Raw genomic sequence first — 13,389 nt, 5'->3', positions numbered from 1 at the left:
TATGGAAATAAAATTAATTCCACCAAAAGATTATCTGCAAGTACACCGACTAAGGGATTATTGTTTTCCGAATAAATATGTTGGAGCAAAGCGTGATGATTTCCAATATTGGATTGAGCAAAGTACAACGATAGGAGCTTATGATGGAGATAAAGTTGTTGGACAGCTATTAATTCTTCCGCTAAATATGACGGTACATGGGAAGAACTTCGACATGGGAGGTATAGGATTTGTAGCGACGTATCCTGAGTATCGTCAGCAAGGAATTATTAAAAAACTTATGCTGGAGGCACTCCGGGAAATGCGCCAAAATGGGCAGTACATTTCTGTTTTAGCACCATTTTCTGTGTCTTTTTATCGGTATTTTGGCTGGGAATTATTTTCTGAAAAGCTTCACTATTCAATTCCACATGCGATGTTTCCTAATGTAGGCAAACAACTAGACGTCGTGAAACGTATGAGTTTTGAATGGCCAGATGAGCTTCTCTTTCAAACCATACAAGATTTTCATAACTGTCAAGCACTCGTTACCAATGGTAGTATGCTACGTGATGAAGCATGGTGGAAAAGAATCGAAAGAAGAGCACCTGATAGCCTCTTTGCTGCGTATTTTCATGCAGATAAAATAGCAGGCTATATTCGCTATATCATTCATGATGGTACGTTTATAATTCATGATTTTATAGCAGAGGATATACTAGCAGAACAAGCAATTTGGCGTTTTATAACATCACATGCCACGAGTGTACACACAATTGAGGGATTCACTGCAAATGATCATCATTTTGGTTTTCAATTTCAGGAACCACAATTTAAACGAGAGATTCACATGGATGCTATGGTAAGAATAGTGGATGCTTTTGCCTTCATGCAGCGTTATCCATGGGGAGAGATTCATGAACCATTGTATGTCTGTTTAGAAGATGCTTTTTGTACGTGGAATGAATGTGTCTACAGAATAAATAAAGATGGGCATGTCTCGGTAATCGAGGCAAATTCTATCATGGATAAGCATATGTTAGCATTACCAATCAATCTATTTTCAGCAATGATGGTCGGTTATCTGTCGGTTAAAGATGCACTAATTTATGCAAAAAAAGATGCTATAAAAGAAGTAGTGGAGTTATGGCAAAAAGCAATCCCCAATAATCGACCTGTATTCTATGAATATTTTTAAAATATGAAATTTTTTTAAAGTTTTTTCTGGACTATACCAGTTTGCTTAATCCATTTATTTGCAAGTTATGGAGCGTTAGCCCAATTATTAATTTCCATTTCATGCAAGGGAGTTAGTGTAAAAAGTGTGTTGTGGTCTATACCAATTGGTGCTATTCTCAACATAAGAAAGCGATTACAGGATATTTGGCAATTGTAAATTTGGCATTAAATTGAGCGGACAATTCGAGATAAGAAAAGGAGTGCAGACAATGAAAAATATTATGTTAGTTTGCGTAGCAGGGATGAGTACGAGTTTATTAGTGTCAAAAATGCAAAAGGCAGCACAAGAACAAAATATTGAGGCTGATATTTACGCTATTGCTGAAAGTGAGGTTGAAAAAGTACTGGCAAATAAAGGAGCCGATGTACTGTTGCTAGGCCCGCAAGTACGTTATTTAAAAGGGTCATTTGAGACAAAGTATAAGGAAATGAAATTACCAATTGATGTCATTAATATGGCGGATTACGGCATGATGAACGGTGAAAATGTTTTAAAACAGGCACTTAAGCTGATTGGGTGAGGGGGGCTAACTAATGGAAGAAACAGTAATGATGCAAGCCATTATGGGCCTGATTGTGCATAGTGGTAATACGAAAAGTGAGTGTATGGAAGCCATTCAATTAGCGAAAAAGGGACGTATCACTGAAGCAAAGAAAAAAATAAACATGGCGAATGAAGCGCTTACTGAAGCCCATCATTCTCAGACAGCTTTGTTAACACAAGAAGCAAGGGGAGAAAAAGTGGAAGTATCGATGCTCTTAATTCACGCACAGGATCACTTAATGAATGCTATTACATTTCGTGATTTAGCGCAAGAAATGATAGAGCTATATGAACGTATCAAAGGGGAGTAGCATCAATTTTTGATGTCACAATAAAAAGCAAAAGGGAGTGTGGGGAATGTTCCGTTTTTTAGAAGAAAAATTTGTTCCGGTAGCTGCAAGAGTTGGGAATCAGCGTCATTTAGTTGCTATACGTGACGGTTTTATCACGATAATGCCATTGACAATTGTTGGATCACTAGCGGTATTAATTAATAACTTACCTATCGACTTTTATCAAAATGCACTTGACTCCATTTGGAAACATGAAACTTGGACACAATGGGGCGGCAATATGTGGGGGGCAACTTTTGGAATAATCTCTCTATTATTAGCCTTCACGATTGCTTACAATCTTGCGAAAAGTTATGACAAGGATGGACTGTCAGCAGGGGTCATCAGTCTTTCAAGTTATATGACCTTCGGTACCTTTGGTGAAGGTGGTTTAACAGACTTAACAACAGGTACAGGTGGAATATTTATAGCCATTATCATCGCTTTACTTTCTACTGAAGTATTTTGTAGATTGTCAGGCAACCGTAGACTGCTGATTAAAATGCCAGATGGTGTACCACCGGCTGTTTCGAAATCGTTTGCAGCTTTACTACCTGCTATTATAACAATTGGTATATTTGCTTTAGTGCGCACAATCATTTCGGCTGGCTTTGATATTCCTGATATTGTGGGTTCGTTTTACGCAGCAATTCAAGAGCCATTTATGGGCTTAACGAATACATGGGTCGCTGCACTACTTTTAGCATTTATTCCTACGTTTTTATGGACTTTGGGTGTACATGGTGCAAATATTATCGAACCATTTATGCAAACTATTAATCTACCAGCAATTGATGCGAACGTTGCAGCTATTTCAGCTGGTGAAGCAGCGCCGTATATCGTAAATAAACCATTCTTTGACGCTTTTATCAATATGGGGGGATCGGGTACGACAATAGCACTCATTATCGCTATTTTCATTATTGCAAGAAAAAATAAACAATATAATACGGTTGGGAAATTATCAACTGCACCAGGGATTTTCAATATTAATGAGCCATTGCTATTTGGTTTACCGATCGTATTAAATCCAATTTTATTTATCCCATTTATTTTGACACCGATGATTAATGTAACAATTGCTTTCTTTGCAACAAAATGGGGGTGGGTTCCGGCGGCAACAGTTCCAGTACCGTGGACGACACCACCAATTATCAATGGTTTTTTAGTGACGCAATCTTGGCGTGGTGCTGTGCTTAGTATCTTATTAATCGTTGTCGCAGTGTGTATTTACTTACCATTTTTAGCGATGGCAAACCGCGTAGCAAAGCAAGAAGAAAAGCGTAATGCTGAATTGGAAACTCAAAATGTAAAAGCTTAGCAATGGAGGTATTTGAATTGAGACGATTAGGTATTTCACTTTATCCTCAGCATAGTACATTAGAAGAAATGAAGCAGTATGTTCAGCTAGCACATGATAATGGCTTTGATCGCATTTTTACCTGTCTGATGTCCTTGAACAATGAGGATGAAAGAATAAAATTACAGCAAATTAATGCTTTTGCCAAGCAACTGGGCTTTGATATATCTGCTGATATCGCACCTACCGTTTTTGAGGAGCTTGGCTTAACGTATAAAGACATAGCTGTTTTCAAAGAGCAATATCATCTAGCGGCTTTGCGTTTAGACATGGGGTTCTCTGGTCAAGAGGAAGCGTTTATGTCACAAGATGCTAGTCATTTGAAAATTGAATTAAATATTAGTAATGGCACAAAATATCTAGAAAATATATTATCCTACCAACCAAATAAAGATAATATTATTGGTTGCCATAATTTCTATCCGAGACAGTTCACGGGTCTTTCACGTCAGCATTTTTTGGAGACCTCCAAACTATTTAAAGCAAATCATGTTCGTACAGCTGCTATGATTTCCTCTCAGCAGGCTATGTTTGGTCCATGGGAAAAAACACAGCATGGTTTACCGACATTAGAAGAGCATCGTCATCTGCCAATTACTGTGCAGGCAAAGGATTTATGGCACACTGGTTTAATTGATGATTGTATTATCGGCAATATGTATGCTTCTGAAGAAGAGATACGAGCGTTAGGGCAATTAAATCGCCACAAGCTAGAGCTGAAGGTTGTGCAGGCGCCAGAAACAAGTATTTTAGAAGAAGCAATCCTATTTAAAGAGCCTCATTTTAATCGTGGGGATATATCGGAATATGTTATTCGTAGTACACAGTCTCGTGTTAAATATAAAAATGGAGATTTTCAAGTCCATGACACTCATCCACTGAAACCAGGGGATATCACAATTGACAATAATTTAGATGTTCGTTATAAAGGAGAGCTACAAATAGTCTTAAAGGAAATACCGAATACGGGCTCGACAAATGTAGTAGCGAGAGTTGTAGAAGAAGAGCAGTTTTTAATAAAGCACATACAACCGTGGGCTTCATTTGGCTTTACGAAATGATTGATATTTGGATGAAGGATTGAGCCAACAGCGGTTTGCGCTCAATCCTTTTTAAGGGGAGAAGAGGATGTATGTACTGGCAATTGATGGTGGTGGCACAAAAACATCTGCAGTTATTTGTGATGAACATGGCTACATTTATGCCAAAGTCATAACGTCACGAAGTAACCCAACTGCGATGGATGCCAAAAGCTTTGAGTTAACGATTCATAACTTATTACAAAAATTACAGGCACAAAATCCACAAATATTTGCTGCGCTACATAGTTGTTTTGCAGGTATGGCAGGGGTCAAGGAGCGTCAAGCTGAGGAGAAAGTTAACGCGATTATTCGGCAGTATGTTGACAAGACGACGGCAGTTGTGATTGAAAATGATGCTTTAATAGCCTTATATGCAGGTACGCTTGGACAGGAAGGCATTGTACAAATTGCCGGGACAGGTGCTATTACGATGGGTTACGATAATCAGCGGAATTATCATCGTGTGGGTGGTTGGGGTTACCTTTTTGATGATGAGGGAAGTGGCTATGATTTAGGCATTCAGGCACTAAAGGCTGTATTTCAAAGCTATGATCAGCGGGCAAAGCCAACAGCCTTAACAGACGTCCTCTTGCAACACTTTTCTATGGAACATGTACCCCAACTAATAGAGAGTATTTATGGCAAAGGTCATCCGAGGTCTGTCATTGCACCGTTAAGTAGGTATGTTTTTCAGGTTGCAGATCAAGGGGATGCTGTTGCGAATAGCCTCATTCAAGAAGCCTGTGTAAAGTACTATACTGCGATAAAGGCATGCTATGATTACATGACTTGGGAGCAAACGAATATACCAGTAGTATTGGCGGGAGGAGTATTTTCCAATAGAGCTTATTTTGTGCCGAAGCTTGAGCAATTAGCAGCACAAGAGCGTCTGCCATTGCATTTTATTTCGCCTATTTTAGAGCCAATCGGTGGAGCCGCAGTCGGTGCGTTTAATATGGAAAATATTCAACTTGATGACCAGTTTGTGCAAGCATTTCAGGAAAACTATGCACGGTGGCATAATTGATTTGTTAATAAAGTATTCCTACAAGGGAATACTTTATTTTTTTGATTATAATTTTCACTTGAAGGATATCGTGATAAAATGTAATATAGGTTTGATTTTATCTTAGTATGTAACTAGGTTTACTAATAAAAATTTCAATAGATGGAGAGTGTAAGATGTTACATCAATTTTCACGTAACGAGCTCGCAATAGGTACAGAGGGACTCGATAAATTAAAAAATACAACAGTAGCTATTTTAGGTGTGGGCGGTGTCGGATCATTTGCTGCAGAGGCATGTGCACGAAGTGGTATTGGTCGAATTATTTTAGTGGACAAGGATAATGTCGATATTACGAACGTCAATCGTCAATTAGTAGCGTATCTATCAACTGTCGGAAAATCAAAATCTGGTGTCATGAAAGAACGCATTGCAGATATTAATCCTGCCTGTGAAGTGATTGATATGCATATGTTTTATACGGAAGAAACGTTTGAAGAATTTTTTGCACAGGGCATTGATTATGTTATCGATGCGAGTGATACTGTGATGTATAAAATTCATATTATGAAGGAATGTCTAAAGCGTAATATCCCAATAATTTCAAGTATGGGAGCGGCCAATAAAATGGATCCAACTCGCTTTAAAATTGCGGATATTTCTAAAACGCATACGGACCCATTAGCGAAAGTGATTCGCACAAAATTACGAAAAGAAGGCATTCATAAAGGTATAACGGTCGTTTTCTCTGATGAAAGTCCGATTGTCGTACGACCAGATGTCGTAGAGCATGTAGGGAAACCAGATGCGGCTATCCGCAAGGCGAAAATGCCACCATCCTCTAATGCATTTGTACCCTCAGTTGCAGGTTTGATTGCTGCAAGTTGGGTGGTAAATACCATTTTAGCAGATGTGAAAATTACACGTGTGCAAGGCTAATTCCATATTAATTATTAAATAATAGTATTCCATCTGGCCATAGCCTCTGAAAAATGATTAATCTTGTCGTTTTGACGATACGCTTTGTTTTTGCCAATGTAAGGGATTATGTCTATATAAAAAAACAGCTAGCAGCCGTCTCAATTGCCTTTTGAGACGGCTACTTTTTCTATGGTACAATAGTACAGTTAAAAAGAGGAGGCAATGACAATGGAGCAAATTTATCAAATGGAATATAGAGGCTTGAATCTATTCGATGAAATTAGCACAGTGGAGTTAGCAATCGATGAGGCGAGACGGACAATACATATTTTTGATATTGGACAGGTTGTTACGCCCATTTTCAATTTTGATGTATCTGCTTATGAATTATCAGAGGGTTTTTATAAAATGGCTGATATACTTCGTCATAAACGTATTTTAACAGTGCAGCAACCTGCCAGTGAATTGACGTTAAGTGAATGGCTCATAACAAATAATGCGTATTTTTATAGTCCAAAACAAAGAATTAAAAAATATGCAAATGGATGTATTGTAGAAATAGTTGATCGAGAAAAGGAACAATTCCTGTTTGACGTCTACGTACAAAGAGTATAATTCTCCCAAAATAATAAATCTCACGTTCACAAAATGCTAATAATTCACGAAATTGCCTTATTTTCTTCATGCACCCACTTCTTCATTTGGTTTATTGCTATAATTTGAATAATTCCAATATATGATAGACAACAGGTCAATTTGTTTGGAATGTACAGGACTGCTTAGGGGAGTAGGAATGGCGTTTGATAAAACAAATGAGAACATGGGAGAGTGGGACAATGGAAATACAAGTAATTCGTGATCATTTAGATATTGTAAAGCTCCAAGATAAAATGAATAATATTGTATTTGACTATCTGGACACATCTAATAATTACACAAAGGCTATGCGAGAATTAAAACCTTTATATACACAAGTAACAACTTTTTATAAAGAGCATGTTGATGGCCTTGCAGGTGAATTACCGACTGCGAATACGTATTGGCACTTGTTTATAGACTGTAGTGCAAAGCTGAGCTATTTTTTAGCAGCAGCCACCTACTATTCAACAAATGAACTACAAAAAATACCTGATAAGGTGGAGCGATTATTAGCGATTGCCGCCTATGCATTACCAAGTATTGATCAAGAAGAAAATGAAGAATTTTTGACAGCTATTTTTGCACTTTATGGTGAAGTGGTTGGCGATGATGAAAAGACTACTGCACTGCGCCAAGGCGTTTTAGCACAAAAAGGTGTAGTCAAACAATGCTTACAGCAATTTAAACTATTTGTTGATAAGGAAATAATGGATTAATATTGAGTTTTTACCATTGTCGTTCTTAAAGAGACAATGGTTTTTTTAGATTAGATTATGTTTTTTATTGCAATGCAAAGAATTTTGATGAGATGTAAGATACATATAATAGAGGTCATTATAGTTTTCGTGTTGAAATAAAGATAAAAAAGCAGGAAGATACCATCCTACAAGGTTAATATAGGATAAATGCATGAAGTGTAGCGAAATATATTTGCAAAATGTTCGTGTGGTCAATCTGGTCACAAAGTCAACAGAAGGTATGATGGCGCACATTCAACGCGCGGCCCTCACTTGTTAAAGGTACACTAGTATCAAAATTCAAGGAAATAAGAAAAAAGTGATGCGTCTTCTGGCGACATCACTTTTTGCTATTTTGGAATGTTTTCAACTTTTCGTAAATGCCAGCCATTCGTTTCTCTTCCCCAGCAATAACAGGCTTATAAAATTCTGTTCCAACAAGTGCATCAGGTAAATACTGCTGATTGACCCAGCCACCGAATGTACCGAGGGGGCTATTGTGGGGGTATTGATAGCCAACATGTCCTAAATCTTGTGCCCCCGTGTAATGAGCATCGCGTAAATGAAGGGGGATATCACCGGTTTTACCTGCATGGATACTAGCGATAGCCGCATCTATTGCTATGATAGCAGAATTCGATTTCGAGGCCAGACACATTTCAATGACAGCACTTGCTAGTGGTATGCGCGCCTCAGGTAAGCCGAGACGTTCTGCTGCTTGCACTGCCGCGAGCATATGAGCACCAACATCTGGATTGGCAAGACCGATATCCTCGTAGGCCATAACGAGTAAGCGACGACTAACAGCAACTAAATCGCCATTTTCAAGCAAATGTGCTAAATAATATAATGCTGCATTTGTATCACTGCCGCGTACAGATTTTTGCAATGCGGACAGCAAATTATAAAAATGAGAACCATTTTTATCACCATAAACCCCTATTCGACCAATAAGGTGTTCAATGATATGGTCAGAGGCAATTGTTTGTCCATTTACTTCATCACTCGCATAGTAAATCGATTCAAGTAAAGTAAGTGCTTTGCGAGCATCTCCATTAGCCGCTATGGCAATTTGTTCAATTTGTTCGGCTGTTAGCGTAAATTCATATTTACCAAGTCCTTGCTTTTCATCAGTTAGGGCCTTGTTAAGAAGTTCAACTAAATTTTCTGGGGTTAAGCGTTTTAACTGATGGATTTCTCCGCAACGCGAGCGAATAGCCGGATTTACATCATGATATGGATTCTCTGTAGTAGCACCTATCAAAACAATGGAGCCGTTTTCAACATGTGGTAACAACGTATCCTGCTGTAATTTATTGAAGCGATGGATTTCATCCAAAAAAAGTAGAACCTTTCCGGATATTCTTGCTTCCTGGACAATATCCTCCACATCTTTTTTTCCCGCGCGTGTGGCATTTAGCGAAAAGTACGGTAACTTTGAGCTACCTGCAATCGCATTAGCAATGGATGTTTTACCAATGCCTGGTTCCCCGTAAAGTAACATGGACGGGACATGGCCGTGTTGAATCATTTTATAAAGTGCAGTATCAGGACCGACGAAATCTTGCTGACCAACGATTTCATCAAGGGTATGCGGTCTCATGCGATAAGCAAGTGGTTCATTATGCAAAAGTCATCCTCCGTTCGTACGTCTGTTCTAATTTATAGTATATCATATCCTTATAGGAGTATTTCCGAGTTCTACGAGAGGATATTATGATATACTGTCTTTAGTATTTTGACTAGACTAATTGAGGGTGATAAAATGAAAATTTCAACAAAGGGCCGTTACGGGCTAACAATTATGATTGAATTGGCAAAACACTACGGTGAAGGCCCAATACCACTACGTAAGATTGCCGCAGAAAAGGAACTTTCTGAAGCCTATTTAGAGCAACTAGTATCGCCATTACGTAACTCAGGCTTAGTGAAAAGTGTGCGCGGTGCATACGGTGGATATATGCTCGCAAATCCACCAAGTGAAATTTCGGCTGCAAATGTTATTAGTGTATTAGAAGGCCCAATCCAGCCTGTAGAAGGAATTGAAAATGAGGAAGCACCTCAACGTGAATTGTGGCTACGTATTCGTGACGCTGTAAAAAATGTTTTAGATACAACAACAATTGAAGATTTAGCACAACATACAGAGGAAAATGTAGTGGATGGCTACATGTTCTATATTTAAAAAGTTTAGGCTAAAGCGCCACCCTTCGTAAAATCACCACGCGCGACTTTTGTGAACGAATGATAATCGAGGGTAAAAGGGCGCTTTAGCGCTTTTCATATAAAGGAGTTTTCAACATGAATTCATACATCTATCTTGATCATGCAGCGACATCGCCAATGAATGACAAGGTAATTGACGCCATGACTTTAGCGATGCGTGAGGTCTATGGGAATGCATCAAGCATTCACGGCGCAGGACGAGAAGCACGCAAATATTTAGATGATGCACGTGAGATACTTGCTCATTCTATCGGTGCGAAGCCCGGTGAAATCATTTTCACGAGTGGTGGGACAGAAGCGGATAATACAGCGATTCTAGGTACTGCTTATGCACGCGCTACTGAAGGAAAGCATATTATTACTACACAAATTGAACATCACGCAGTGTTACATACATGCGAAAAGCTTGAGCAAGATGGCTTTGATGTGACGTATTTGCCAGTAGATACAATGGGGCGAGTTTCAGTACAAGCTGTGCAAAGTGCATTACGTGAGGATACGATATTAGTAACGATTATGTACGGCAATAATGAGGTAGGTACCATTCAACCAATTGCTGAGATTGGTGAGTTGTTACGCGACCATCAAGCAACGTTCCATACAGATGCTGTACAAGCTTATGGATTAGAAACAATCAATGTAACGGATTTACAAGTTGATTTATTAAGTGTATCTGCACATAAGATTAATGGACCAAAAGGAATCGGCTTCCTTTATCAGAAGGCAGGTACGCCACTTGCTAGTTACGCTCTTGGTGGCGCACAGGAAAAAAAACGTCGTGCAGGTACTGAAAATATACCGGCTGTTCTTGCTTTTGCTACTGCCGTACAAAATGCAAGTGAGTTGCGCCTAGACAAGCGTTCACTGTACAATCACTTTAAGCAAATTATGCTTGAGGTTTTTACACATGAAAAGCTGTCATTCCATGTAAATGGAGATTTACAAAATGGACTACCACATGTCTTAAATGTAAGTTTTGCAGGCATGGAAGTTGAATCATTTTTAGTAAATCTAGATATGGCCGGCGTTTGTGTATCAAGTGGTTCAGCATGCACAGCGGGCTCAATTGATCCTTCACACGTGTTAGTTGCGATGTTTGGGCAAGGAACTGAAGAATTACGTAATTCTATTCGTTTTAGCTTTGGTGAAGGTTTAACAGCAGATGATGTCCGACAAGCCGCAGAAAAAACAGCCGTAATTGTGAAAAGACTCGCAAATTAATATTATTTAATGAACAAGTACTTTGCTTTTAAAATAACAGATAACTTGAAACCTCTGACGGAAACCATGTATGTTTAGAAATGTGCATGTCTAAAGCATCAGTGATTCCATACGTGGTCATAAAGTTGATTGAAAGAAAAGGTGACAGCAATGAAAGAAACACGTGACCCTTCACAAATTCGTGTCGTTGTCGGCATGTCGGGTGGGGTAGATTCCTCGGTTGCAGCATACTTGTTAAAACAGCAAGGTTATGAAGTGATCGGAATTTTTATGAAGAACTGGGATGATACAGACGAAAACGGCGTTTGTACAGCTACAGAAGACTATGATGATGTTATTAAAGTATGTAATCAAATAGGTATTCCATATTATGCAGTGAATTTTGAAAAACAATACTGGGATAAAGTTTTTACTTACTTTTTAGAAGAATATAAAGCAGGGCGTACACCTAATCCTGATGTGATGTGCAATAAGGAAATTAAGTTTAAAGCTTTTCTTGAACATGCGATAAATTTAGGTGCAGATTATTTGGCAACTGGTCACTATGCACGCATCGACCGTAATGGTGACGGCGAAGTTTTAATGCTTCGTGGTGTGGATGACAATAAAGATCAAACTTATTTCCTTAACCAATTATCTCAGGAGCAGCTATCCCATGTTATGTTCCCGATTGGTGATATCGAGAAAAAAGAAGTACGAAAAATCGCGGAAGAAGCTGGGCTTGCTACAGCAAAGAAAAAAGATTCGACAGGGATTTGCTTCATCGGTGAGCGTAATTTCAAAGAATTTTTAAGCCAATATTTACCTGCTCAACCTGGCACAATGGAAACGATGGATGGAGTTGTAATGGGGCAGCATGACGGCTTAATGTATTATACACTAGGTCAACGCCATGGTCTTGGTATTGGTGGAGACGGTGAACCGTGGTTCGTGCTCGGCAAAGATTTAGAACGAAATGTGCTACTTGTTGGACAAGGATTCCACCATGATGCAGTGTACTCTACATCATTAACAGCTGTAAAAATGAGCTATACTTCGACAAAAAAATTGCCCGGGAAATTTTCATGTACGGCGAAATTCCGTTATCGACAAACAGATACACCAGTTGAAGTAGAAATATTAGAAGATGGTCGTACACATATTACATTTGCAGAACCTGTACGTGCAATTACGCCTGGACAAGCTGTTGTTTTATACGATGGTGAAGTGTGCTTAGGTGGCGGCACAATCGACGAAGTCTTTAAAAATAGCGAGAAATTAACATACGTTGGATAAATTGTGAAAAGACTGCTGCTAACATGATGCAGTATGCGTTTCCTTTCCTACCTCTTTTACAGTTAAGTACTATGTTGTAGGGAATTGGCACAGCTCAAAATTCGGAGACTATTACGCATATGTAACAGCAGTCGTTCACTACATAGAGGTGAAAAAATGGATTTTAATGAACAGGGCATTCTAGCATTTCAAGAAAAACGTTATGAAGATGCGGCACAGTTTTTTACCCAAGCTATAGAAGCTGAGCCTGACAATGCCATTGGTTATGTGAATTTCGGTAATCTATTAGCAGTACTTGAGGATACAGAGCGCGCAGAGCGTTTTTTCCAAAAGGCTATTACGGTGGATGATTCGGCTGCAACGGCTTACTACGGTTTAGCCAATTTATATTTTAATGCAGAGCGTTTTGCAGAAGCGTTAAAGCTTTATGAACAAGCGGTGACACATAAGATTGAGGGTGCCGATGTTTATTATATGATGGGCAAATGCTTCGAACGAATGGAAAATCCGAAGCTAGCTTTACCGTATTTACAACGTGCGGCGGAGCTTGCTCCAGAAGATACACAAATTCGATTAGCTTATGCGATTGTACTTTGTGCTTTAGAAATGTTTGACGAAGGTAAAAAAGAATTAGACTTTTTAATCGAACAAGATTGGAATAATGCCGATGCGCATTATAATTTAGGTGTTCTTTATGCTGTATCGACAGAGCAAACGGAAGACGCGATGTATCACTTAAAACAAGCCTTTACATTACAACCTGAATATGAACAAGCACGTTATATTTATGACATGATTGCACAGCGATTTAATTAAATGAAAAAACTCG

The 13,389-nt window shown here is 38.8% G+C and carries 14 protein-coding genes; 13 read left to right on the top strand and 1 reads right to left on the bottom strand.

Going from position 1 to position 13,389, the window contains the following annotated elements:
* Position 1: 1 nt before the first annotated feature.
* The 9 genes from C9J31_RS16290 (at position 2) to C9J31_RS16250 (ending at position 7,817) form a co-directional block, all read left to right on the top strand.
* Positions 2 to 1,177, top strand: coding sequence for a GNAT family N-acetyltransferase (locus tag C9J31_RS16290; protein ID WP_107924803.1), 1,176 nt, complete (start codon positions 2 to 4; stop codon positions 1,175 to 1,177).
* A 250-nt stretch (positions 1,178 to 1,427) separates the two neighbouring features.
* The gene (locus tag C9J31_RS16285; protein ID WP_107951082.1) at positions 1,428 to 1,739 is read left to right on the top strand and encodes a PTS sugar transporter subunit IIB; all 312 of its coding nucleotides are present in this window, start codon (positions 1,428 to 1,430) and stop codon (positions 1,737 to 1,739) included.
* A 13-nt stretch (positions 1,740 to 1,752) separates the two neighbouring features.
* Positions 1,753 to 2,073, top strand: coding sequence for a PTS sugar transporter subunit IIA (locus C9J31_RS16280; RefSeq protein WP_107924802.1), 321 nt, complete (start codon positions 1,753 to 1,755; stop codon positions 2,071 to 2,073).
* A 37-nt stretch (positions 2,074 to 2,110) separates the two neighbouring features.
* Positions 2,111 to 3,415 (top strand): PTS sugar transporter subunit IIC, encoded by a 1,305-nt coding sequence (locus C9J31_RS16275; protein WP_420798444.1) that lies wholly within the window; start codon positions 2,111 to 2,113, stop codon positions 3,413 to 3,415.
* 17 nt (positions 3,416 to 3,432) lie between these two features.
* Positions 3,433 to 4,515 (top strand): DUF871 domain-containing protein, encoded by a 1,083-nt coding sequence (locus C9J31_RS16270; RefSeq protein ID WP_107951084.1) that lies wholly within the window; start codon positions 3,433 to 3,435, stop codon positions 4,513 to 4,515.
* A gap of 67 nt (positions 4,516 to 4,582) precedes the next feature.
* On the top strand, positions 4,583 to 5,563 hold the full coding sequence (locus C9J31_RS16265; RefSeq protein ID WP_107951085.1) for an N-acetylglucosamine kinase: 981 nt from the start codon (positions 4,583 to 4,585) through the stop codon (positions 5,561 to 5,563).
* A gap of 155 nt (positions 5,564 to 5,718) precedes the next feature.
* Entirely contained in the window at positions 5,719 to 6,480 is a 762-nt protein-coding gene (locus C9J31_RS16260) for a tRNA threonylcarbamoyladenosine dehydratase (RefSeq protein WP_107951086.1), read from the top strand.
* Between the two features lie 210 nt (positions 6,481 to 6,690).
* The gene (locus tag C9J31_RS16255) at positions 6,691 to 7,077 is read left to right on the top strand and encodes a hypothetical protein (protein ID WP_107951087.1); all 387 of its coding nucleotides are present in this window, start codon (positions 6,691 to 6,693) and stop codon (positions 7,075 to 7,077) included.
* A gap of 221 nt (positions 7,078 to 7,298) precedes the next feature.
* Positions 7,299 to 7,817, top strand: a complete 519-nt coding sequence (locus C9J31_RS16250) for a hypothetical protein (RefSeq protein WP_107924797.1) — start codon at positions 7,299 to 7,301, stop codon at positions 7,815 to 7,817.
* 361 nt (positions 7,818 to 8,178) lie between these two features.
* On the opposite strand, the gene C9J31_RS16245 is transcribed toward C9J31_RS16250, so the two are convergent.
* On the bottom strand, positions 8,179 to 9,468 hold the full coding sequence (locus C9J31_RS16245; RefSeq protein ID WP_107951088.1) for a replication-associated recombination protein A: 1,290 nt from the start codon (positions 9,466 to 9,468) through the stop codon (positions 8,179 to 8,181).
* Between the two features lie 135 nt (positions 9,469 to 9,603).
* Between C9J31_RS16245 and cymR the strand changes: the two genes are divergently transcribed.
* From cymR to C9J31_RS16225, 4 genes are all read left to right on the top strand, one after another.
* On the top strand, positions 9,604 to 10,023 hold the full coding sequence (cymR, locus tag C9J31_RS16240) for a cysteine metabolism transcriptional regulator CymR (RefSeq protein WP_107924795.1): 420 nt from the start codon (positions 9,604 to 9,606) through the stop codon (positions 10,021 to 10,023).
* A gap of 116 nt (positions 10,024 to 10,139) precedes the next feature.
* Positions 10,140 to 11,285 carry a cysteine desulfurase family protein gene (locus tag C9J31_RS16235; protein WP_107924794.1) on the top strand — a complete coding sequence of 382 codons (1,146 nt, stop codon included), beginning with the start codon at positions 10,140 to 10,142 and terminating at the stop codon, positions 11,283 to 11,285.
* A 150-nt stretch (positions 11,286 to 11,435) separates the two neighbouring features.
* Positions 11,436 to 12,560: a tRNA 2-thiouridine(34) synthase MnmA gene (mnmA, locus tag C9J31_RS16230; RefSeq protein ID WP_107951089.1), complete on the top strand. Its 1,125-nt coding sequence runs from the start codon at positions 11,436 to 11,438 to the stop codon at positions 12,558 to 12,560.
* 156 nt (positions 12,561 to 12,716) lie between these two features.
* Positions 12,717 to 13,376: a tetratricopeptide repeat protein gene (locus tag C9J31_RS16225; RefSeq protein WP_107924792.1), complete on the top strand. Its 660-nt coding sequence runs from the start codon at positions 12,717 to 12,719 to the stop codon at positions 13,374 to 13,376.
* Positions 13,377 to 13,389: the final 13 nt, after the last annotated feature.

The organism is Lysinibacillus parviboronicapiens, from assembly GCF_003049605.2.
Classification (GTDB): domain Bacteria; phylum Bacillota; class Bacilli; order Bacillales_A; family Planococcaceae; genus Lysinibacillus; species Lysinibacillus parviboronicapiens.
The sequence above is the reverse complement of the archived record's forward strand: the minus strand, read 5'-3'. Positions and strand labels throughout refer to the sequence as shown.

What these genes read in the sequence shown, in the direction of transcription:
- C9J31_RS16290 (WP_107924803.1), top strand. Translation starts at nt 2, where the DNA reads ATGGAAATAAAATTAATTCCACCAAAAGATTATCTGCAAGTACACCGA.
- C9J31_RS16235 (WP_107924794.1), top strand. Translation starts at nt 10,140, where the DNA reads ATGAATTCATACATCTATCTTGATCATGCAGCGACATCGCCAATGAAT.
- mnmA (WP_107951089.1), top strand. Translation starts at nt 11,436, where the DNA reads ATGAAAGAAACACGTGACCCTTCACAAATTCGTGTCGTTGTCGGCATG.
- C9J31_RS16265 (WP_107951085.1), top strand. Translation starts at nt 4,583, where the DNA reads ATGTATGTACTGGCAATTGATGGTGGTGGCACAAAAACATCTGCAGTT.
- C9J31_RS16285 (WP_107951082.1), top strand. Translation starts at nt 1,428, where the DNA reads ATGAAAAATATTATGTTAGTTTGCGTAGCAGGGATGAGTACGAGTTTA.
- C9J31_RS16255 (WP_107951087.1), top strand. Translation starts at nt 6,691, where the DNA reads ATGGAGCAAATTTATCAAATGGAATATAGAGGCTTGAATCTATTCGAT.
- cymR (WP_107924795.1), top strand. Translation starts at nt 9,604, where the DNA reads ATGAAAATTTCAACAAAGGGCCGTTACGGGCTAACAATTATGATTGAA.
- C9J31_RS16250 (WP_107924797.1), top strand. Translation starts at nt 7,299, where the DNA reads ATGGAAATACAAGTAATTCGTGATCATTTAGATATTGTAAAGCTCCAA.
- C9J31_RS16225 (WP_107924792.1), top strand. Translation starts at nt 12,717, where the DNA reads ATGGATTTTAATGAACAGGGCATTCTAGCATTTCAAGAAAAACGTTAT.
- C9J31_RS16280 (WP_107924802.1), top strand. Translation starts at nt 1,753, where the DNA reads ATGGAAGAAACAGTAATGATGCAAGCCATTATGGGCCTGATTGTGCAT.
- C9J31_RS16260 (WP_107951086.1), top strand. Translation starts at nt 5,719, where the DNA reads ATGTTACATCAATTTTCACGTAACGAGCTCGCAATAGGTACAGAGGGA.